This is a genomic window from Pseudomonas muyukensis, from assembly GCF_019139535.1.
In the GTDB taxonomy this organism is placed as follows: Bacteria; Pseudomonadota; Gammaproteobacteria; order Pseudomonadales; family Pseudomonadaceae; genus Aquipseudomonas; species Aquipseudomonas muyukensis.
Genome location: NZ_CP077073.1, coordinates 3,341,455 through 3,360,278, shown reverse-complemented (window position 1 = coordinate 3,360,278; position 18,824 = coordinate 3,341,455). Strand labels below are relative to the sequence as shown.

General features: G+C 67.4%; 16 protein-coding genes. 4 read left to right on the top strand and 12 right to left on the bottom strand.

The window, feature by feature from the left end; genetic code table 11:
* Positions 1 to 2 precede the first annotated feature (2 nt).
* The gene (gene hpaI, locus KSS95_RS14990) at positions 3 to 803 is read left to right on the top strand and encodes a 4-hydroxy-2-oxoheptanedioate aldolase (protein WP_217847861.1); all 801 of its coding nucleotides are present in this window, start codon (positions 3 to 5) and stop codon (positions 801 to 803) included.
* Between the two features lie 48 nt (positions 804 to 851).
* Here the strand turns inward: hpaI and KSS95_RS14985 are convergent, their stop codons facing one another.
* Complete coding sequence (locus KSS95_RS14985; protein ID WP_217847860.1) at positions 852 to 1,712, bottom strand: LysR family transcriptional regulator; 861 nt, start codon at positions 1,710 to 1,712, stop codon at positions 852 to 854.
* 217 nt (positions 1,713 to 1,929) lie between these two features.
* Here KSS95_RS14985 and KSS95_RS14980 point away from each other — a divergent pair, with 217 nt between their 5' ends.
* The gene (locus tag KSS95_RS14980) at positions 1,930 to 2,922 is read left to right on the top strand and encodes an NAD(P)H-quinone oxidoreductase (protein ID WP_217853992.1); all 993 of its coding nucleotides are present in this window, start codon (positions 1,930 to 1,932) and stop codon (positions 2,920 to 2,922) included.
* Position 2,923: 1 nt separating this feature from the next.
* On the opposite strand, the gene KSS95_RS14975 is transcribed toward KSS95_RS14980, so the two are convergent.
* The 9 genes from KSS95_RS14975 to KSS95_RS14935 all read right to left on the bottom strand — a co-directional run bounded on the left by KSS95_RS14975 (position 2,924) and on the right by KSS95_RS14935 (position 13,475).
* A complete protein-coding gene (locus tag KSS95_RS14975; protein WP_217847859.1) occupies positions 2,924 to 3,625 on the bottom strand; it encodes a PA1136 family autoinducer-binding transcriptional regulator in 702 nt (233 codons plus the stop codon).
* A 5-nt stretch (positions 3,626 to 3,630) separates the two neighbouring features.
* Positions 3,631 to 4,485: a glyoxalase III HchA gene (gene hchA / locus KSS95_RS14970; protein WP_217847858.1), complete on the bottom strand. Its 855-nt coding sequence runs from the start codon at positions 4,483 to 4,485 to the stop codon at positions 3,631 to 3,633.
* Positions 4,486 to 4,655: 170 nt separating this feature from the next.
* Complete coding sequence (locus tag KSS95_RS14965) at positions 4,656 to 5,219, bottom strand: nucleotidyltransferase family protein (protein WP_217847857.1); 564 nt, start codon at positions 5,217 to 5,219, stop codon at positions 4,656 to 4,658.
* Complete coding sequence (locus tag KSS95_RS14960) at positions 5,216 to 6,187, bottom strand: XdhC family protein (protein WP_217847856.1); 972 nt, start codon at positions 6,185 to 6,187, stop codon at positions 5,216 to 5,218. Before KSS95_RS14960 ends, KSS95_RS14965 begins: the two co-directional genes overlap by 4 nt.
* 1 nt (position 6,188) lies before the next feature.
* Complete coding sequence (locus tag KSS95_RS14955; protein WP_217847855.1) at positions 6,189 to 7,400, bottom strand: cytochrome c; 1,212 nt, start codon at positions 7,398 to 7,400, stop codon at positions 6,189 to 6,191.
* Between the two features lie 2 nt (positions 7,401 to 7,402).
* Positions 7,403 to 7,942: a (2Fe-2S)-binding protein gene (locus tag KSS95_RS14950; protein ID WP_217847854.1), complete on the bottom strand. Its 540-nt coding sequence runs from the start codon at positions 7,940 to 7,942 to the stop codon at positions 7,403 to 7,405.
* On the bottom strand, positions 7,935 to 10,766 hold the full coding sequence (locus KSS95_RS14945; RefSeq protein ID WP_217847853.1) for a xanthine dehydrogenase family protein molybdopterin-binding subunit: 2,832 nt from the start codon (positions 10,764 to 10,766) through the stop codon (positions 7,935 to 7,937). Before KSS95_RS14945 ends, KSS95_RS14950 begins: the two co-directional genes overlap by 8 nt.
* A 267-nt stretch (positions 10,767 to 11,033) precedes the next feature.
* Positions 11,034 to 12,182, bottom strand: a complete 1,149-nt coding sequence (locus KSS95_RS14940) for a glycerate kinase (RefSeq protein ID WP_217847852.1) — start codon at positions 12,180 to 12,182, stop codon at positions 11,034 to 11,036.
* Positions 12,183 to 12,377: 195 nt separating this feature from the next.
* Positions 12,378 to 13,475 (bottom strand): sugar diacid recognition domain-containing protein, encoded by a 1,098-nt coding sequence (locus KSS95_RS14935; RefSeq protein ID WP_217847851.1) that lies wholly within the window; start codon positions 13,473 to 13,475, stop codon positions 12,378 to 12,380.
* Between the two features lie 155 nt (positions 13,476 to 13,630).
* On the opposite strand from KSS95_RS14935, the gene KSS95_RS14930 reads away from it, so the two are divergent.
* Positions 13,631 to 14,959 carry an MFS transporter gene (locus tag KSS95_RS14930; RefSeq protein ID WP_217847850.1) on the top strand — a complete coding sequence of 443 codons (1,329 nt, stop codon included), beginning with the start codon at positions 13,631 to 13,633 and terminating at the stop codon, positions 14,957 to 14,959.
* An 89-nt stretch (positions 14,960 to 15,048) separates the two neighbouring features.
* Here KSS95_RS14930 and KSS95_RS14925 read toward each other — a convergent pair whose 3' ends face one another.
* Both KSS95_RS14925 and KSS95_RS14920 read right to left on the bottom strand, forming a co-directional pair.
* The gene (locus KSS95_RS14925; RefSeq protein WP_217847849.1) at positions 15,049 to 16,164 is read right to left on the bottom strand and encodes a DmpA family aminopeptidase; all 1,116 of its coding nucleotides are present in this window, start codon (positions 16,162 to 16,164) and stop codon (positions 15,049 to 15,051) included.
* Between the two features lie 16 nt (positions 16,165 to 16,180).
* On the bottom strand, positions 16,181 to 17,545 hold the full coding sequence (locus KSS95_RS14920) for an APC family permease (protein WP_217847848.1): 1,365 nt from the start codon (positions 17,543 to 17,545) through the stop codon (positions 16,181 to 16,183).
* Positions 17,546 to 17,884: 339 nt separating this feature from the next.
* Between KSS95_RS14920 and KSS95_RS14915 the strand changes: the two genes are divergently transcribed.
* Positions 17,885 to 18,676, top strand: a complete 792-nt coding sequence (locus KSS95_RS14915; protein WP_217847847.1) for a helix-turn-helix transcriptional regulator — start codon at positions 17,885 to 17,887, stop codon at positions 18,674 to 18,676.
* The last annotated feature ends 148 nt before the right edge of the window (positions 18,677 to 18,824 follow it).

The following is an 18,824-nucleotide window of genomic DNA, read 5'->3' as shown; positions in this document are numbered from 1 at the left end:
CCATGGACATGCCTATCAACAGCTTCAAGCAACGGCTGCGCGGCGGCCAGGCGCAAATCGGCCTGTGGCTGGGCCTGGCCGACCCGTACTGCGCAGAGCTGGCCGCCAGCGTCGGCTTCGATTGGTTGCTGCTCGATGGCGAGCACGCCCCCAATGACCTGCGCAGCCTGCTCGGCCAACTGCAGGGCGTGGCGCCCTACCCTGGCCAGGCCGTGGTACGCCCGGTCATCGGCGATATCGCGCTGATCAAGCAACTGCTCGATATCGGCGCGCAAACCTTGCTGGTGCCGATGGTCGAGAGCGCCGAACAGGCCCGCCAACTGGTACGCGCGACCCGCTACCCGCCGGCGGGTATACGCGGGGTTGGCAGCGCCCTGGCCCGCGCCTCACGCTGGAACAGCATTCCTGACTATCTGGATCGCGCCGACGACCAGGTTTGCCTGCTGGTGCAGATCGAAAACCGCGAGGGCCTGGCCAATCTTGACGCCATCTGCGCGGTGGACGGTGTCGACGGGGTGTTCATCGGCCCGGCCGACCTCAGCGCCGCCATGGGCCACCGGGGTAATCCTGGGCATCCCGAGGTACAGGCGGCCATCGAGCAGGCCATCCTGCGCATCGGCCAGGCCGGCAAGGCGGCGGGGATCCTCAGTGCCGACGAGCAGCTGGCACGTCGCTATATCCAGCTCGGCGCGGCATTCGTCGCGGTGGGGGTGGATACCACGGTGCTGATGCGTGGCTTGCAGGGGTTGCTGGGCACGTTCAAGGACAGCGCGCCGAGCACGGCTGCACGCTCGGTGTACTGATCCTTTCGCTGTTCGCGGCTAAAGCCGCTTGCTGTAGGCGCCAGATCGTCACTCGAAGGCCGCCACCAACCGCTCGATCACCGCGCGTACCCGCGCGGTGTGGCGCAGGTCCTGGTGGGTGACCATCCATACCTCGTAGGGCTGCGCCCGGGTGCGTTGCGGCCACACCCGGCGCAAACCATCGCGCTGGCCAAGCTCGAGCGGAATCTCGCCGATCCCCAGCCCCTCATGGATAGCCCGGCGCAACAGCATGCTGGCGTTGGCCGCCATCACCACCCGGCCCTCGCTGATCGGCACGTCCACCAGGGTCGGCTGCGCCTGGCCGCGCCAGTAAGGCTCGTACACCACCAGGTCATGCCCGGCGAAACTGCCGTCTTGCGGCAGGCCGTGGCGCTGCAGATAGTCCTCTGCGGCGAACAAGCCCATCTGCCAACTGGCCAGCTTGCGCAGCACCAGGTCGGGGCTGTCCGGCCGCTGGTTGCGAATGGCAATGTCGGTCTCGCGTTGCGACAGGTTGACGATATCCGAGCCGCCGCTGAGCACCACGCGGACCTCGGGGTGGCTCTGGCGTAGCGCGCGCAACGCGGGAATGACGAACTCGTGGGCCAGCGAGTCGGTGGTGGCGATACGTACCTCGCCGGCCTCTTCGTTGTCGGCGCCGCGGGTACGCCGAGCCAGCTCCAATGCGGCGTGCTCCATCTTCTGCGCCATTTCCACCGCCACCTCGCCGATGGCGGTCAGCTGGTAGCCGCCAGGGGTGCGCAGGAACAGCGTCGATCCCAGGTCTGCCTCCAGTGCCGCCACGCGCCGGCCCACCGTGGCCTGGTCGACTCGCAGCAGCCGCGCGGCGCGGCGCAGGGTCTGCTCACGGCTCAAGGCCAGCAGCATGCGGGCGTCATCCCAATTCATGCGTTTACTCCAAGAGGGGCTGCATCGGTGGCATCCACCGCGCCGCCTGCTTCGCCAGCAAGGCTGGCTCCTACCTACACGTGCGTTTGGTTGAAGAAAATCTGCAAGGGTGCGGCGCAAAATCGCCGCGCGACGGCTGCGGCCGTGTTCCATACCCTGTGACGCACCTTTCTTCAGAATGACAGAGGTCCTCATGCGTCACACCGTTCCCAGTCACATGACCGCCATCGACATCACCCAGCCTGGCGGCCCGCAGGTCTTGCAAGCCGCCACCCACGCCACGCCGCAACCTGGCCCACGCGAGGTGCTGATCCAGGTTCACGCCGCTGGCGTCAATGGCCCCGACCTGTTGCAACGCAAGGGCCTGTACGATCCACCTGCCGGCGCCCCGGACATCCCCGGCCTGGAGATCGCCGGCAAGGTGGTCGCGCTCGGCGCGCAGGTCAAGGGCTTCGCCCTGGGCGACGCGGTCATCGCCCTGGTCCAGGGCGGCGGCTACGCCGAGTACGCCGTGGCCGACGAGCGTACCACCGCGCACCTGCCCGATAACCTGTCGATGGTCGAGGGCGCGGCGCTGCCGGAAACCTTCATGACCGTCTGGGTCAACCTGTTCCAGCGCGGCGGCTTCAAGGCCGGCGAGCGCGTGCTGATCCACGGCGGCGCCTCGGGCATCGGCACCACCGCCACGCAACTGGCCAAGGCCCTGGGCGCGGCGCAGGTATTCACCACGGTCAACGGCCCTGGGCAACAGGCGGCGAGCCTTGCATTGGGCGCCGATGTCGCCATCGACTACAGCCGCGAGGACTTCGTCGAGCAGGTGCTGCTGCACACCGAAGGCCGTGGCGTCGATGTGATCGTCGATATCATTGCCGGCGACTATGTCGCGCGCAACTTCAAGGCTGCGGCCATGGACGGGCGCATCGTGCAGATTGGCGTGATCAAGGGCCCGGCCACCGAGCTCGACCTGTTCCCCATGCTCACCAAGCGCCTGACCCATATCGGCTCGACCTTGCGCGCGCGCAGCGCCGACGACAAGGCGGCGATCCTCGCCGAGCTGCAGGCCAAGGCCTGGCCCCATGTGCGCAGCGGCGCGGTCAAGCCGCTGATCCACGCCACCTTCCCCTTGGCGGCGGCCAGCCAGGCCCATGCGCTGATGGAGTCTGGCCGGCACGTCGGCAAAGTGGTGCTGAACGTCGCGCACAAGGGCTGAGTCAGTCGAGCGCGCCACTGCCCAGGGCGAGGCGAATCGCCTGGGCGGTGGTGCTGACGCCCAGGCGTCGGCGCGCTGCGCGCAGGTGGTTCTCCACGGTGCGCAGCGACAACCCCAGGGTGGCGGCGATATCGGCCTGGCGCTGGCCGGCGGCGGTCCAGGCCAGCACCTGGCGCTCGCGCTCGGACAACGGCCCCAACCCCGGTGGCGCTTCCAGCAGCCGCCGGGCGTTGCTGAAGGCGGCATTGGCCAGCAAGGCCAAACCCAGGCGCACACCGGCGCTCGCCTCGATGCGCTGCCCGCCCAGGCTCATGGCGCCCTCCAACCCTGCCGGGCCGAACACCGGCACCTGCAAGCCATGCACGCCCGGCCCGCTTGGTGTCCTCACCACGTGATAACGCTCGCCGTCCGCCTCCTGGCATTTGCTCCAGAAAAACGGCGCGCGCGCGCTCAGCAGGTGACGGTTGACCGGGCAATGGCGAATGTAGGTCTGCGCATCGACAGGTTGCCCCTCGCCGAACCAGGCCCCCTCCACCCAGAGAATGCGCTCGACCACTTCGTCGCGCGCGGCACTGGCGCTGAACAGCACGTAGCGGTCATAGCCCAGCGGCCGCGCAACGCTGCGCACGGCCGCCTGGACAATGGCCAGGGTGGTGGCTTGCTCGATGTGCTGGACCGCTTGCACCAGCTTGTCGAACGGCATGTCGCTCACTGGCCGTTGACCGCCTTGAGCAAGGCGCCTGCGGCCAGCTTGCCCAGCGCATTGCCAGCCAGCGGGCTGTCGCCGGTGAGCAGCTTGCGGTCCTGGTGCACGGCGCCGGATATACCTTCGTTGATGATGGTCACGCCCTGCCGACCCAGGCGCTCACCGAATTTCCAGGTCAGGTGGCCGGGCATGTAGCCGATGTCCGGGGTCTTGGCGTCCAGCTCATCCGGGAAGGCGCAGATCTTGTAGCCATCGTAGAGCTTGCCGCCAGCCAGCAGTGCCGCCGGGCCATGGCACAGGGTGATGACGAATTTGTCGTTGTCCGCAGCCCATTGCAGCACCTGTCCGACCTCCTCGCTTTGCGGCAAGCCGATCAACGCGCCATGGCCACCGGGGATGAACACGCCGATGTAGTCGCAATCGTCACCCAGTGCGCTGGCGAGCACTTCGGACAACTTGCGCGGCTGCTTGAACGCCTGCTTGTAGCGATCGAACAGGCCAAGCACCTGCTGGTCCTCGCGGGGCATGGCCCAGTATTCGAACTTGACCGGGTTGCCCGACAGGGTCGCGACGTCGAAGGCGAACCCGGCCTTGTCCAGGTGGTACATGGGCAACAGGGTTTCCACCGGGTGGTTGCCGGTGGAGAACAGGGTGCCGTTGTCGGTGAGCAGGTAGCGCTCGTCGGCGCCGATCATCAGGATCTTCCAGCGCCCGCCCTGGTAGGCATCGGCATAGTCGGCGCCGCTGAGGTCGGACTTGCTCGAGGTGAACTGGCTGAGGGAATACGGCGAGGGGAAGAAGGCGTTGTCCTCGGCCGGATCGGGGGTTGGGCGTTTGTCGTCGTTGGTGTTGGTCATGGCTGTGCTCCTGGGCTTGGGATGGGAAACCGGATCCATGCTAGGAGGCCACCGGACGAGCGGCAATGAGGGTTTTCCCTCAATGGCTGCCTGTGGCATCGGTAAATCAGGCCACGCTATCGGTATTGATCCGCTGCGTCACGTAGTGCCGGAAATTGACCCAGAGCAGTCTAGTCGAGCGCAGACGGCGTATCGACGTCGCGCACCACCCCGCCATCGTCCAGCTCCAGCACAACGATGCGTTCGGCATGTCGCCGTAACACGGAGCGCGCCCCTTCATCACCGGACAGCCCACCGAGCTCGCCCCAGAACGCCCGCCCGAACAGCACCGGATGCCCATTGTGTCCCTGATGACGAGGCACCACGATGACCGCAGGAGCAGCGACACTGATCAGACGCTGGAAGGTCGCAGGCGCAATCCACGGCATGTCCCCCAGCAGGATGGCGACCGCCTGTGCCTGGCTATTGCCTAGCGAGGCCGCGCCCGCCGCCAGGCTATGGCCCATGCCAAGCCCGGCATCGCGGCTATGGATGACTCGACAGCCCGCCGGCAACCCCAGGTCCTCGCCCCGCTCCCCCTCACGCAGCACCACGCGCACTTCGTCGAACACCGCCAGGGCGCGCTCGACGCTGTGCTGCAACAGGCTGCGGCCATCGCCCAACAGCGCCCGGCGCTTGTCCGCGCCGAAGCGCGAACCCTGGCCGGCCGCCAGTACCAGCGCGACGACGTTCACAAGGCCTCGCGGGCAATGCCGCTGCGGGTACGCAGGATATCGGCGAGCACCGCCAGGGCGATCTCCGCCGGGGTCTTGCTGCCCAGGTTCAGGCCAATGGGCGCGTGAATACGCGCCATCTCGGCGTCGTCCAGCCCGCCAATACGGCGCAGGCGTTCACGGCGTTTTTCCGAGGTGGCCTGCGAGCCCATCACGCCTATGTAGAAAGCTTCGGTACGCACGGCTTCGAGCATGGCCAGGTCGTCGATCTTCGGGTCGTGGGTAAGCGCCACCACCGCGGTATCGCGGTGGCAGCCACCATTGGCGATGAACAGCGAAGGCAGTTCACGGCGGATTTCTATCCCGTCGAGCACCACGTTGTCCATCACTTCGTCCCGTGGATCGCACAGCACCACCTCGAAGCCCAGGCCCTTGGCGAACTCGGCGCAACACTGCGCGACGCTCGAATAACCCGCCAGCAGCAGGCGCTGGGCGGCGCCGATGCGCAGACGCACCTGATGCTCGCCCTGCTCCACTCTTGGCCCCTGGCTGTGGTCATCACTCAGGCGGCGCTCGCCGCTGTTCAGGTCGACTTCGCGCAATAGCCGGCGGCGGCCCGACAACGCCGCCTCCAGCTCGCCGAGGTGCGCCTGGGTGGCGCAGTCGGCCGGCAGGCGCTCGACCAGCACGTCGAGGATGCCGCCACAGGGCAGGCGGATGTTCGAGCGCGTGTCGCTGCCGTCGCCGTAACGCACCACGGCCACGGTCGCACTGAACTCGCCCGCGTCGAGGCGCTCAAGGAAGTCCTCCTCGACGCAACCGCCGGACAGTGAGCCGATCCAGCGCCCCTGGCCGTTGACCGCCAGCAGCGAGCCCGGCGCGCGCGGCGCCGAGCCATAGGTGCAGAGCACCGTGCACAGCCACACCGATAGCCCGTCGCGGGACCACTGCGCGGCCTGGCGCACCACCTGCAGGTCCAGATGCTGCACCTCAGTCCGCCTTCAGCTGGGCCAGCTGCTGGGTGCTGAAGTCGCCCGGCAAACCGCCCCAGGCTTCACGCAGGTAGTTGACCATGTCGGTCAGCTGCTGGTCGTCGAGCTTGCCGGCGAAGCCCGGCATCGGCTGCATGCGCTCGAAGCCGGTGAACTGCTGCTCGCGGATACCCTCGACGATCACCTTGACCAGGTTGCGCGAGTCGGCCTGGCGCAGGATGGTGTTGCCCTGCATGGCCACGGCGATGTGCGGTTTGCCCTCGCCGTCGCCGCCATGGCAACCGGCGCAGACGTTGAGGTACTGCTGGCGGCCACGCTTGGCGCTCTCGCCCAGGGTCTCGTGGGCCACGGCCTGGACCACCTTGGCCGCCGGCGGCTGGTCGCCCAGCAGGTAGGTGGCCATGGCCGCCAGGTCGCTGTCTTCAAGATGCTGGGTGCTGTGGTGCACCACCGGGAACATCTCGTTGAACATGCTGCCCTGGGCACTCATGCCGTGCTTGAGGAAGGTGGCCAGGTCGCGCTGGTTCCAGCCGCGCTCGGCCAGGTCGTTGGCCAGCAGGCTGGGGGCCAGGTAGCCGCCGAGCAGGCCGCCGGTCAGGCGCTTGTCCTGCTCCAGCGCGCCGATCGGGTTGCGCGGGGTGTGGCACTCGCCGCAGTGGCCGAGCACCTCGACCATGTACTGGCCGCGTTTCCAGGCCTCGCTGTTGCCCTTGCCCTCTTCGAGCTGCACGCTCTTGCCGTACAGCATGTTCCAACCCATCAGGCCGGCGCGCACGTTGAACGGGAAGCTCAGGCTGGTTTCAGGGGCCGGGCGATTGATCGGCGCCACGGTCATCAGGTAGGCGTGGATGGCGTCGGCATCCTCGCGCTTGACCAGGTGGTACGAGGTGTACGGCATGGCCGGGTACAGGTTGGCGCCGTCCTTGCGCTTGCCCTCGGTGAGGGCGGCGAAGAATTCGTCACTGCTGTAGTTGCCGATACCGTACTGCTTGTCCGGGGTGATGTTGGTGCCGTAGATGGTGCCGAACGGCGAATGGATCGGCAGCCCGCCCGCGTAGGGCGCGCCACCTTCGGCGGTGTGGCAGGCCATGCAGTCGGCGGCGCGGGCCAGGTATTCGCCGCGCTTGACCTGGTCCTGGTCGGCCGCCTGGGCGCTGAAGGCCAGCGCCGCGCCAATGGCCAATGCCAGGCCGTTGAAAACGCGCATCATGCTCAAGCCTCCTTGACCAGACCGAGATCGGTCAGCACATCGCGGGTCGCCTCGTAGTAGCGCACGTAGCCGGTGCAGCGGCACACGTGGTGGCCCAGGCTGGCCTCGATGGCGCCCTCCAGCTCGCTGTTTTTCAGCGGCTGGCGCTGGGCCTTCTCCACCAGCACCGTGGCGGCGTTGACGAAGCCTGGGGCACAGTAGCTGCACTGGAAGGCGAAGCGCTCGACGAACTTCTGCTGGATCGGGCTCAGCTCGCCCAGGTTGCCGGCCTCGTCACGCTTGGCGTGGCCTTCGATGGTGCGCACTTTCTTGCCCTCGAAGTAGTGCGCGCCGGTGATGCAGGTGCGCACCTCCTCGCTGGTACCGTCGGGGTTGTCGACGATCACCACGCAGGCATGGCAGATACCCTGGCCGCAGCCCAGGCGCGAACCGGTGAGGTTCTGGTATTCGTGCAGGTAGTCGATCATCGCCAGGTCATCGGGGACCACTTCGGTGACGACGGATTGACCGTTGAGGGTCAGTTGCAGCTTGCGCTCAGCCATTTAGGGCCTCCTTGACGCGGGCGGGGGTGATGGGCAGGTCGCGCACGCGCTTGCCGATGGCGTGGGCCACGGCGTTGGCGATGGCACCGACCACCGGGATCATCACCACCTCGGCGATGCCCTTGGACGGGTCGGTGGGCGACAGCGGCGGCAGAATCTCCGAGGTCTGCTTCCACACCGCGACATGCTTGGCCATCGGCAGGCGATAGCGGTTGAAGTTCCAGTCGCCCTCACCCGGGCCACCCTCGTACAACGGCATTTCTTCCAGCAGGGCATGGCCGATGCCCATGGCGATACCGCCTTCGAGCTGGCCCTTGACCAGTTCCGGCACCAGCACCCGGCCGCACTCGACCCAGCTGTGGTGGTTGAGCACGCTCACCTCGCCACTGCCCTTGTTGACCTTGACCTCGACGATGGTCGCCACCGGGCTGTAGTAGGTGACCATGGCGTTGTTCAGCTGGGTGGCCGGGTACGCGGTGTTCTGCCGGTCCAGCAGGTGGAAGCCGGCGCTGGTCATCTGCGCCTTCTTGGCGTTCACCGCGCCGTCGCCGTATTTCACCGCCAGGCCGTCCAGCGGCAGGCGCTCGCGCACACCGTCGATGACGTAGTCGGCCTCGGCCCAGCTCCAGCGGTTGAACGCGTGCACGCTGACACCGGTGACCAGGCCCATTTCATGGGCCTTCTTGGCCAGCACGGCGAACGGGATCGGCGCCAGGCCGTTGCCGGTCAGTTCGCCGTTGACCCACACCGCGTTCTCGCGGCGCACCACCAGTGGGTTGGCCTGGCCGCCGAACGGGCCCTGGCGCCACAGCGCCACGGCCGCCGGCCACAGGCCGTGGTTGAACAGCACCCGGGCCGCTTCGCGGGTGGCGTGGCTGAAGTAGAACGCCGAGTTGGTCGCCGACGACGGCGAGGCCAGCTTGGCCACCCAACGCGGGTTGCGCAGTGCCGCGTCCTGCTCGGCCTGGCTCATCAGGTACGGGTTGCCGCTGGTGCTCAGGGCCAGCTCCGGCCATTCGGTCTGCGCGGTCTTCACCTCGTCGGCAGCGCGGCCAAGGAAGTCGCTGACCACGAAGGCCTGGGAGGTGGACATACCGGTGCCCAGTTCGGTGCCGATATGGCGCAGGCTGATCTGGCCGTCGGCGTTGAACTCGATGGCCGCCAGCGGCGCCTCGGCGCCCGTGCCGAAGTCCTTCTGGGTGATGGCGAAGCCGACGCCGTACCAGTTGTCGTGGTCCTTGGCGTCTTCGGCCTGCTTGCGCGCCTGGCGGTTCTGCCACCACTCGTGCTGGCTGGCCTTGTCGAGGATCTCGTGCAGGCGCAGGGCGCCGGCGGGCACCGCGCCCTGGGTGTTCTTCATGCCCGACTTGAGGGCATTTCTGCGGCGCAGCTCGATGGCATCGACACCCAGGCGGTTGGCGATTTCATCGACCATCATCTCGGTGGCGGCCATGCTCTGCAGGGTGCCGTAGCCGCGCATGGAGCCGGCCTCGACCCCGCGCGAGTGGTAGGCGGTCACGGCTAGGTCGTTCTGCGGCATGTAGTAGATCGACTGCGCCGCGGTGGCCCCCACTGCCGCCACCGACGGGCTGTAGTTGATGCGCCCGCCGCCGTCGACGGTCATCTCGGCGCGGAAGATCTGGAAGCTCAGGTCGTTCTTGTCCACCGCCAGCTGGTAGCGGATGTCGAACGGGTGGCGCTTGATGCCGCTCTGGAACTGCTCGTAGCGGTCGTTGGCCAGGCGAATCGGCACGCCCGCGCCGTACAGGGCGGCGACAGCGGCGTAGAACGGGAAGATGTTGTTGTCCTTGGAGCCGTAGCCGACCGTGTAGCCCGGGTGCATGTTCAAGTGCTTCAGGCCGAAGCGCGACGGCTTGATCATGTGCACGCATTCCTGCGCCACCTCGAACGGGCACTGGCTGGCGACGACGAAATGCAAGGTGCCGGTGGCGGCGTCGAACCAACCGTTGCCGTTGTCCGGTTCCAGCGCGGCCGGCTCGATCGACTGGGTCTTGTAGCGTTCGTCGAACAGCAGCCAGTCTTGCGCTGGCTGCTTGAGCTGCTCGTCGATGCGCTGGGCGTGATACATGCCCTGCTCGGTGAGGCTGCCATGCTGCTTGGGCGCGACGTTCCATACCGGTTTACGGGCCAGGATGGTGGGGAACAGCGGCGAGTCCTTCAGGCTCGAGAAGGTGTCCTCGTCGAACGGCGTCTTGCCGGCCACGCGCACGAAACGGAAGCTGCCATAGGGGTCGCGCTGGTACAGCGGGGCTTGCGCACCGTAGCGGATCGCCGCTTCGTTGAACTGCAGCTTGAGCTTGGCCTTGCGAAAGCGCTCGAAGTCGTGCCAGATCAGGATCGCCACCGGGTGGCCGATGAACATCGGCACCTGGCCAGGCGGCAGCAGCGGGTCCGGGGAATGCGCCTCGGGCCAGGCGATGCCGTCCTTCTTCAGGTCGTCGGCGGTGACGATGCGATCCGGCTGCAGGTCGGCGCCCAGCATCGACAGGTCGTAGCCGGCATAGAGACGGTCGGCCTTGGTGGCCTTGAGCAACAGCGCGTGGCCTTGCTGCTGGGGCCAGCCTGGCATGTCCTTGCTGCGGATGTCGCGGGCGAAGACTTTTTCACCGCAGACCTTGGACAGCGCATCGTTGCGTACGCGGACCTTGCCGTCGTGGTTCATCCACTTTTGCGGCGAGGCGGTGACCTGGCTTTCCATCAGGGCGGCGAACGCCTGGCTGCCGAGCGGCGCCATGGTCACGCCGACACCGGCGATCAGCCCGCCTTGGAGGAACGAGCGCCGGGAAATATCACGGTTGGACATGGTTGATCCTCTGGGTAGCTCGTGGGCTGCCCATGCTTTTTCTGGTGCTTGGGATACTGGAAGGGCGCGCACGATCACAAAATCTGACTATTAAGTCAAGATGACGATCGGCTATAGCTTGCTTTAGTCAAGCAGACAACTTGTCGCGGGGGGGGAGGATCGCCGTGGGTTTTGCAGCGCCTGGGAGATCGAGCGCCGCGCGGGCGGCGCTCGATCTCATAGGCGCTGCAAGATCCTCGTCATACGCCACTAGCCATTACCTTGTGCTCATGAGGCCCGACTACTACGGGCCACCTGCCACAGCCGCGCCACGTCGGCCGCACGCGCCCTGAGCAAGCTGTCGGCCTCGGCGCAAGCCTGCTCCAGGCTCATCGGCCCATTGGCCAGTGCAAACGCGGCGTCGATGCCGTGGGCGTACAGCTGTTCATAACCGGCCCCCAGGGTTCCAGCCAACACCACCACCGGCACGCCGTAGCGCTTGGCCACCCGCGCCACGCCCAGCGGGGTCTTGCCGTGCAGGGTCTGGGCGTCGAAGCGCCCCTCGCCGGTGATCACCAGGTCGGCGCCCTGCACCAAAGCCTCCAGCCCGGCCAGCTCGGCCACCACCTCGACCCCCGGACGAAACCGCGCGGCCATGAACGCCTTGGCGGCAAAACCCATGCCGCCGGCCGCGCCACTGCCCGGCTCGTCGCGCAGGTCCCTGCCCAGCAAGCGCGCGCAGTGGTCGGCAAAATGCCCCAAGGCCTGGTCCAGCGCCTGTACCTGCGCCGGGCTGGCGCCCTTCTGCGGGCCGAAGATGGCCGAGGCGCCATTGGCGCCGCACAGCGGATTGTCGACATCGGCGGCGACCTCCACGTGCACAGTGGCCAGGCGCGGGTCGAGCGCGCTGGCGTCGATCCGTGCCAACTGCGCCAGGGCCAAGCCGCCTTCGGCCAGCGGTTGACCCGCGGCGTCGAACAGCCGCAGGCCCAGCGCGCGCAACATGCCGCTGCCGGCGTCGTTGGTGGCGCTGCCGCCAATGGCCAGGACGATACGCCGGGCCCCGGCCGCCAGGGCTGCGCCGACCAGCTCGCCGGTACCCCAGGTGCTGCTGCGGCAGGCATCGCGCTGGGCGCTGGGAAGCAATTGGATGCCGCTGGCCTCGGCCATCTCGATCACCGCGGTGTGGCTGTCCGCCAGCCAGCCCCAACTGGCCTGCACGGGCTCGCCCAACGGGCCGCGCACCCATTGACGGCGCTGCTCGCCGTGGCTGGCGGCGACGATAGCGGCCATGCTGCCCTCGCCCCCGTCGGCCATGGGGCATTCGCGCAGTTCGGCGCTCGGCCAGACCTCGGCCAGGCCAGCGGCAATGGCCTGGGCGACGCCGGCGGCGTCAAGGCTGTCCTTGAACGAGTCGGGGGCGATGACGATCTTCATGGGATTCTCCTGTCCTGTTACCGCGCATGCTGACAGGTGCGCGGCGCAGCGGCCTCGGTCGAATGCACAAAAGCCTAGGGGCTTGTTTGGGCGAATGCCTGCCGCGCCTTTGCCGGTGAGCACTGGCATAGCCGATGCCAGCCACCCTGTTGGCCGCTTTGCCAGCAAGGCTGGCTGCTACAGCGAAGGCGCTGGTCAATCGACCGGCAGCAACTGCAGGCCCAGGTACAAACTGAGCATGCCTTCCATGCGCAGCGGATCCACCTCGCCAACCTCGGCAATCCGCTCCAGCCGATAGCGCAAGCTGTTGCGATGGATGCCCAAGGCTTCGGCGCACGCCTGGCTCTGCCCATCATGGGCGCACCAGGCACGCAGGGTGGCCAGCAGCTGGCCGCTGGTGTCCTTGGCGCGAATGCGTTGCAGTGGCTCGAGCAACTCGTCCAGCGCATCGTCGTTGCGGTGGCGCCACAGCAGCGCTGGCAAGCGATAGCGCGCCAGGCTCAACAGGCGCTCGGCGGGCAGCACTTCACGCCCGTAGGCCAGCAGGTCACGCACCCGGCGATAGCCCCGGCGCAATTGCTCCAGGCTTTGCGCCGGGCTGCCCAAGGCCAGGCGCTCGACCACCCAGCCATGGCGTTGCAGGCGCTCGAGCAAGCGCGGCTCGTCCAGTTGCGCCGTCGCCGGGCGGCACCACAGCAACGATTGGCGCGCCGGGCTGACGCACCAGCTATCCGGGTAACGGCCCATCAACCAGGCCGACAGCGCCTCGGCCGGTGGTCCGGCTTGCAGTTCGAACAGGCAGGGAACACGCGCCAGGTTAGGTTTGAGGCCCAGTTGCTGCGCCTCGTCGACCAGGCGCGGCGACTCGCCGCTGCCGCCCAGCAGCAAGGCCAGCAAATCGTCACAGCGCTGCCGGCGCCATTGCTGCTCCACCTGCAGGTGGCGCTGAGCCAGGAGCATTTCGGCGGTCATGCGCACCAGCTCGCCATAGGTGCGCAGTTGCTGCGGGTCGCCGGTCAGGCCGAGCACGCCGATCAGCCGGCCATCGAGCATCAGCGGCAGGTTGACCCCCGGCTGCACGCCCTTCAGGCATTTGGCGGCCTCGCCGTCGAGCTCGACGATGCGCCCGTTGGCCAGCACCAACTGGGCCCCTTCGTGGCGGGTATTGATGCGCTCGGCTTCGCCGCTGCCGAGGATCAACCCCTGGCTGTCCATCACATTGACGTTGCACGGCAGGATGGCCATCGCCCGGTCGACGATGTCCTGGGCCAGGTCGTGGTCCAGTTCGAACATGCACAGAATCCTTCGGCTTTGGTCGGCGGCACAGCAGCCAGGTGCCGCCGCTGTGCAAAAGCACAAAGACAGCCGCGCTACACTCCCCGAGACTTTTCATGGCGAGCGCCGGCACAGGCGACGCGGCGACAACCATAACAAAAGAGAACCCGATCATGGCACACAGCCCCGCCCCTGACCAAGGCACCGACCTCACCCGCGACGCGCTGTACCGGCGTATCACCTTGCGGCTGATCCCGTTCATTTTCATCTGCTACCTGTTCAACTACCTGGACCGCGTCAACGTCGGCTTCGCCAAGTTGCAGATGCTCGACGCGCTGAAATTCAGCGAAACCGTGTACGGCCTGGGCGCCGGTATCTTCTTCATCGGCTACGTGCTCTGCGGCCTGCCCAGCAACCTGGCGCTCAACCGCTTCGGCCCGCGGCGCTGGATCGCGCTGATGATGATCGCCTGGGGCAGCCTGTCCACTTGCCTGCTGTTCGTCACCACGCCCAGCGAGTTCTACACCTTGCGCCTGCTCACCGGCGCCGCCGAAGCGGGCTTCTTCCCCGGCGTGGTGCTGTACCTCTCGCGCTGGTTCCCGGCAGACCGTCGCGGGCGGATCATGGCCCTGTTCATGTCGGCGATCCCGGTCTCGGGCCTGCTCGGCGGGCCGTTCTCCGGCTGGATTCTCGACCACTTCGCCGCCGGCCAGCATGGCCTGGCGGGCTGGCAGTGGATGTTCCTGATCCAGGGTCTGCCCACCGTGGCCCTGGGCGCGCTGGCCATCGTGCTGCTCAGCGACGGCTACCAGAAGGCCGCCTGGCTGAGCCCGACCGAACGCCAACTGATCGCGGCCGACCTCAAGGCCGACGCCGCCGGCAAGCCGGCCTCCCAAGGCGACAGCGTGCTGGCCGTGCTGAGCAACCCGCTGATCTGGACCTTCGGCTTCGTCTACTTCTGCATCCAGAGCGGGGTCTACGCCATCAACTTCTGGCTGCCCTCGATCATCAAGAACATGGGCTTCGACAGCCCGCTGCTGATCGGCTGGCTGAGCGCCATCCCGTACCTGCTGGCCGGGGTGTTCATGATCCTCGTCGGCCGTTCGGCGGACCTGCGCAACGAGCGCCGCTGGCACCTTGTGGTGCCGATGCTGATGGGCGCCCTGGGCCTGGTGATCGCGGTGAACTTCGCCGCCAACCCGAGCATCGCCATCCTTGGCCTGTCGATCGCCACCATGGGCGCGCTGACCGGCCTGCCGATGTTCTGGCCGATGCCGACCGCGCTGCTGAGCGCCGGCACCGCCGTGGCGGGCCTGGCGATCATCAACTCGGTGGGGCAGATGGCGGGCTTCCTCAGCCCTTATCTGGTGGGGTTCATCAAGGACCAGACCGGGTCGACCGACGCGGCGCTGTATGCGCTGGCCGGGTTGATCGTGCTGGGTAGCGTGGTGGCGCTGCGGGTTTCGCGCTCGGGCAAGCCTGCGTTCGCCCGCGCACGCTAGCAAAACCGCTCTCGGGCTTGCCCGCCGCCACGCGCCAGGGTGCCTTCGGGCACGCCAATGGGTGGCAGCGGGCAAGCCCTGCGATACGTTCAACGCCGGGCTTGCGCTTTCCACCCCACCTCATGCAACGCCGTCAACAACGTATCCCCATCCAGCCCCGGCACCCGCGCCCCGCCCTTGCCAACCATCGCCCTTCCTGCCAGCAGCGCATTGACGATCGCCTCCTCCACCGCCTCCGCCGCCGCCATGAACAGCGCCGAGATATGATCGTTGTTGAGCATGCGCACCGCCGTGCACTGGGCCAGGTCCTTGCGCCCGTAGTCAGCCGGCGGCAAGCCCTGGTTGCCGGTGGAGAACGCCAGGAAGATATCGCCACTGGAGTCCTCGGTGCCGCCACCGGTGCGGGCGATCCCGATGGACGCCCGTTGCGCCAGGCGCTGGCACTGGTGCGGCAACAGCGGCGCATCGGTGGCGATCACCACCACGATCGAGCCCATGCCAGGGGCGCCCTGTTCACGCTCGGCGAATGGCGACGGCAAATGCCCCAGCTGGCGACCCACCGGGTAGCCATCGACCCGCAGCTCGCGGCGCTGGCCATGATTGGCCTGCACCAGTACGCCAACGGTCCAGCCGCCCTGCTCGTCCGCCAGCCGCCGCGAGGCCGTGCCGATACCCCCCTTGAACTCGTGGCAGATCATGCCGGTGCCGCCCCCGACCGGCCCCTCGGCCACCACCCCGGTGGCTGCGTCGTCCAGCGCCTGGCGCACCTGTGCCGGCGTGACATGCTGGCCCCAGATGTCGTTGAGCACGCCGTCGAAGGTCTCCATCACCACCGGCATGCACCAGTACACCGCCTCATCGGCCAGGCGCTCGCGCTCGGCGGCGATCAGCGCGTCGCGTACCACGCCAACGCTGTGGGTATTGGTGATGGCGATCGGCGTGGTCAGCAGGCCGGCCTCGCGGATCCACTCCAACCCAGTGGCGTCGCCGTTGCCATTGAGCACATGACAGCCGGCGAAGCACGGCGCCAGGCGCGCCGCCCCGGCACGTGGCTCGATCACCGTGACCCCGGTGCGCACCGGCGCCGGGCGCTGTTCATCGATCAGGGTGCTGTGGCCGACCCGCACCCCAGGCACATCGGTAATGGCATTGAACGGGCCCGGGGTGCCGTGGCCGAGGGTGATGCCCAGTTGACGCGCACGCATGTGTACTCCTTGGTTCTCACAATTTCTGGAAGGTCGGGCTGAGCCGGCCGTGGATGCTGTACAGGGTCACCGACACCGCCAGCAGCCCGAGGATGATCAACAGGTCGCGCACCGATGCCTCGCGCAGCAGGGTCACCAGCAGCCAGCCGGCGCCACTGACCGCCAGCAACGCCGGCAACGGCCACAGCGGCATGCGGTACGGGTGTTCGCGGTCGCGGCGCAGCACCCGGCTGCACAGCGCGCAGGCCGCCACCACCAGGTAGATCAGCAGCAACAGCAGCACGGTGAACGAGGTCAGCTGTTCCAGGCTGCCCGACAGGCTCAGCAGTGCCGAGGGCGCGGCGAGGAACAGCGTGGCCAGCCAGGGCGACTCCCAGCGCGGGTGGATCACGGTGAAGGCGCGGTTGAGCATGGGTGTCCAGATCGCATCGCGGCCACTGCTGTACACCACCCGTCCGACCTGGATGACGATGGCGACGATGGCGTTGAACACCGACAGGAAAATCCCCGCGCTGACCAGCCGCGCCAGGGTTTCGTTGCCATGGGCGGTGAGCAGGTAGCCGATGGGGTCGCCACTGGCCAGCATCGCCTCGAGCGAAGGCGCGCCGATCAGCAACGCCGCCAGCGGGATCACCTCGATGGCCACCACCACCGCCAACGACCAGAGCACGGCGCGGTGCACGGTGCGGCCACGGTCCTTCATGTCCTCGGCCAGCAATACCGCGCCGCCATAGCCGTTGAAGGCGAACAGCGCCATGCCCACCGCCCCCAGCACCAATGCCCAGGGCACGGCGACCAGCGTCCCCTGCTCGAGCATCTGCGGCTGCAACAGGCTCGCCGCCGGCTGGCTGGCGTTACCGAAGCCCAGCACCACGATCACCAGCAGCGCGGCGACCTCGCAGAACAGGAACAGGCCGGTGATCCAGGCATTGAGGCGAATGTTGAGGATACCCAGGGCATAGCTGGAGACCACGATGACCAGCGCCACGGCCTGGGTATCGAAGCGCGTGCCCAGGGCGTTGTTCAGGTAGGCGGCGGCGCCGGCGGCGAGCACTGGCGGGATGAACAGCATCGAGGCCAGCACGGTGAGGAAGGTGGCATAGCCGGCGAGCCCGCCGAACACCCGCTTGGCGTACACGTATTCGCCACCGGCGCAGCTGTGGGCGCGGCCCAGTTCGGCGTAGCACCAGGCGAACATCAGCGCCAGGGCGCCGGCCATGATGAACGACAGGAAGGCGCCGCTGCCGGCCTGCTGGATGGCGAACGGGGCGATGACGAACACGGAACTGGCCGGGGTTACCGCCGACACGGTGATGGCGACCACATCGAACACACCCAGGCGCTGCTTGAGCGCGCTTGCGGGCTCTGCACTGGAGCTCATGGCGTTTTTCCTCTGGTTGTTATTGGTTGTGAGGGGAAAACCGGTCGGGCGGCCGCAGGACCTGGCTGGACTGTAGGCTGGCCGGTGGTGGGCGCCAATTACCCTATGGGGGTACGCCCCTTGACGGGATGGCCGAAAAATTCCAAGACTGCGTCACCTTTTATCCCGCAACACCGCCAACTGTAGGCGCGGCCTTGTGTCGCGATAGGGCTGCAGGGCAGCCCCGGCAATTTTTGCTTCGATGCTCAGATCCCGGGGCTGCTTTGCAGCCCTATCGCGACACAAGGCCGCTCCTACAAAGGGCATCCGAATTGCACATCCAGCTGATAGAGCCCGCGCATGCACAACCTTTTCACCGAGGCCAGTGCCCACACCGGCCTGGCGCGCACCGTCGAGCAACTCGGCCAGCCGCGTTTCTGGCGCCAGTTGATGCTGCTGTTGCAGCAGTGGCTGGCCTTCGACAATGCCTTGGCCATGTTCTACCCGCGCGACGGCCTGCCGCGGGCATTGGAGATCTTCGATGCGCGCGGCGAAGGCAACCCCGAGGCCATGGCCCTGTACCTCAGCGGCCTGTACCAGCTCGACCCGTTCTACCAGGCCTGCCAGGAGCGCATCGGCGATGGCCTGCACCGGCTCGAAGAAGTGGCCCCGGACCAGTTCCGCCAGAGCGAGTACTACCTCAAGTATTTCCACGACCATGTGCTGGAGGACGAGGTGCAGTTCATCGTCCAGCTTGGCGACAGTGGCGCGCTGTCGCTGTCCCTGGGCAGCGGCGAGCGCTTCGACCCGGCGCGCCATGGCCTGCTGGCGCTGATCTGCCCGTGGGTGCTGGCCCTGATCACCCAGCACTGGCACCGCCAGGCGCTGCGCCCTGCCCCGGCGATGGCCAGCCAGGTGCGCGATGCCATGAGCCTGTTCGGGGCGAAGGTGTTGTCCGAGCGCGAGCTGGAGATTGCCCGGTTGATCTTGCGTGGCTACTCGTCCAAGGCCATGGCCGAGCGCCTGGCGATTTCGCCGGAGACCATCAAGGTGCACCGCCGGCACCTGTACGCCAAGCTGGATATCTCGTCGCAGCCGGAGCTGTTTTCATTGTTTCTGCAATCCTTGGGGCATGACCCGCAGGATCCATGATCGCCCCTTGTACCCTGGCGTCACGGCGCTAAAGTGGCTGCATCGGCGTCTGGCCAAGCCACTCAAGGTAAAAATGCAGAAACGCCCTGCAGATTTGCCAATTGTGCAAGGTAAATTCGCATGACAGGATCCTGCGATCCGCCCGCGA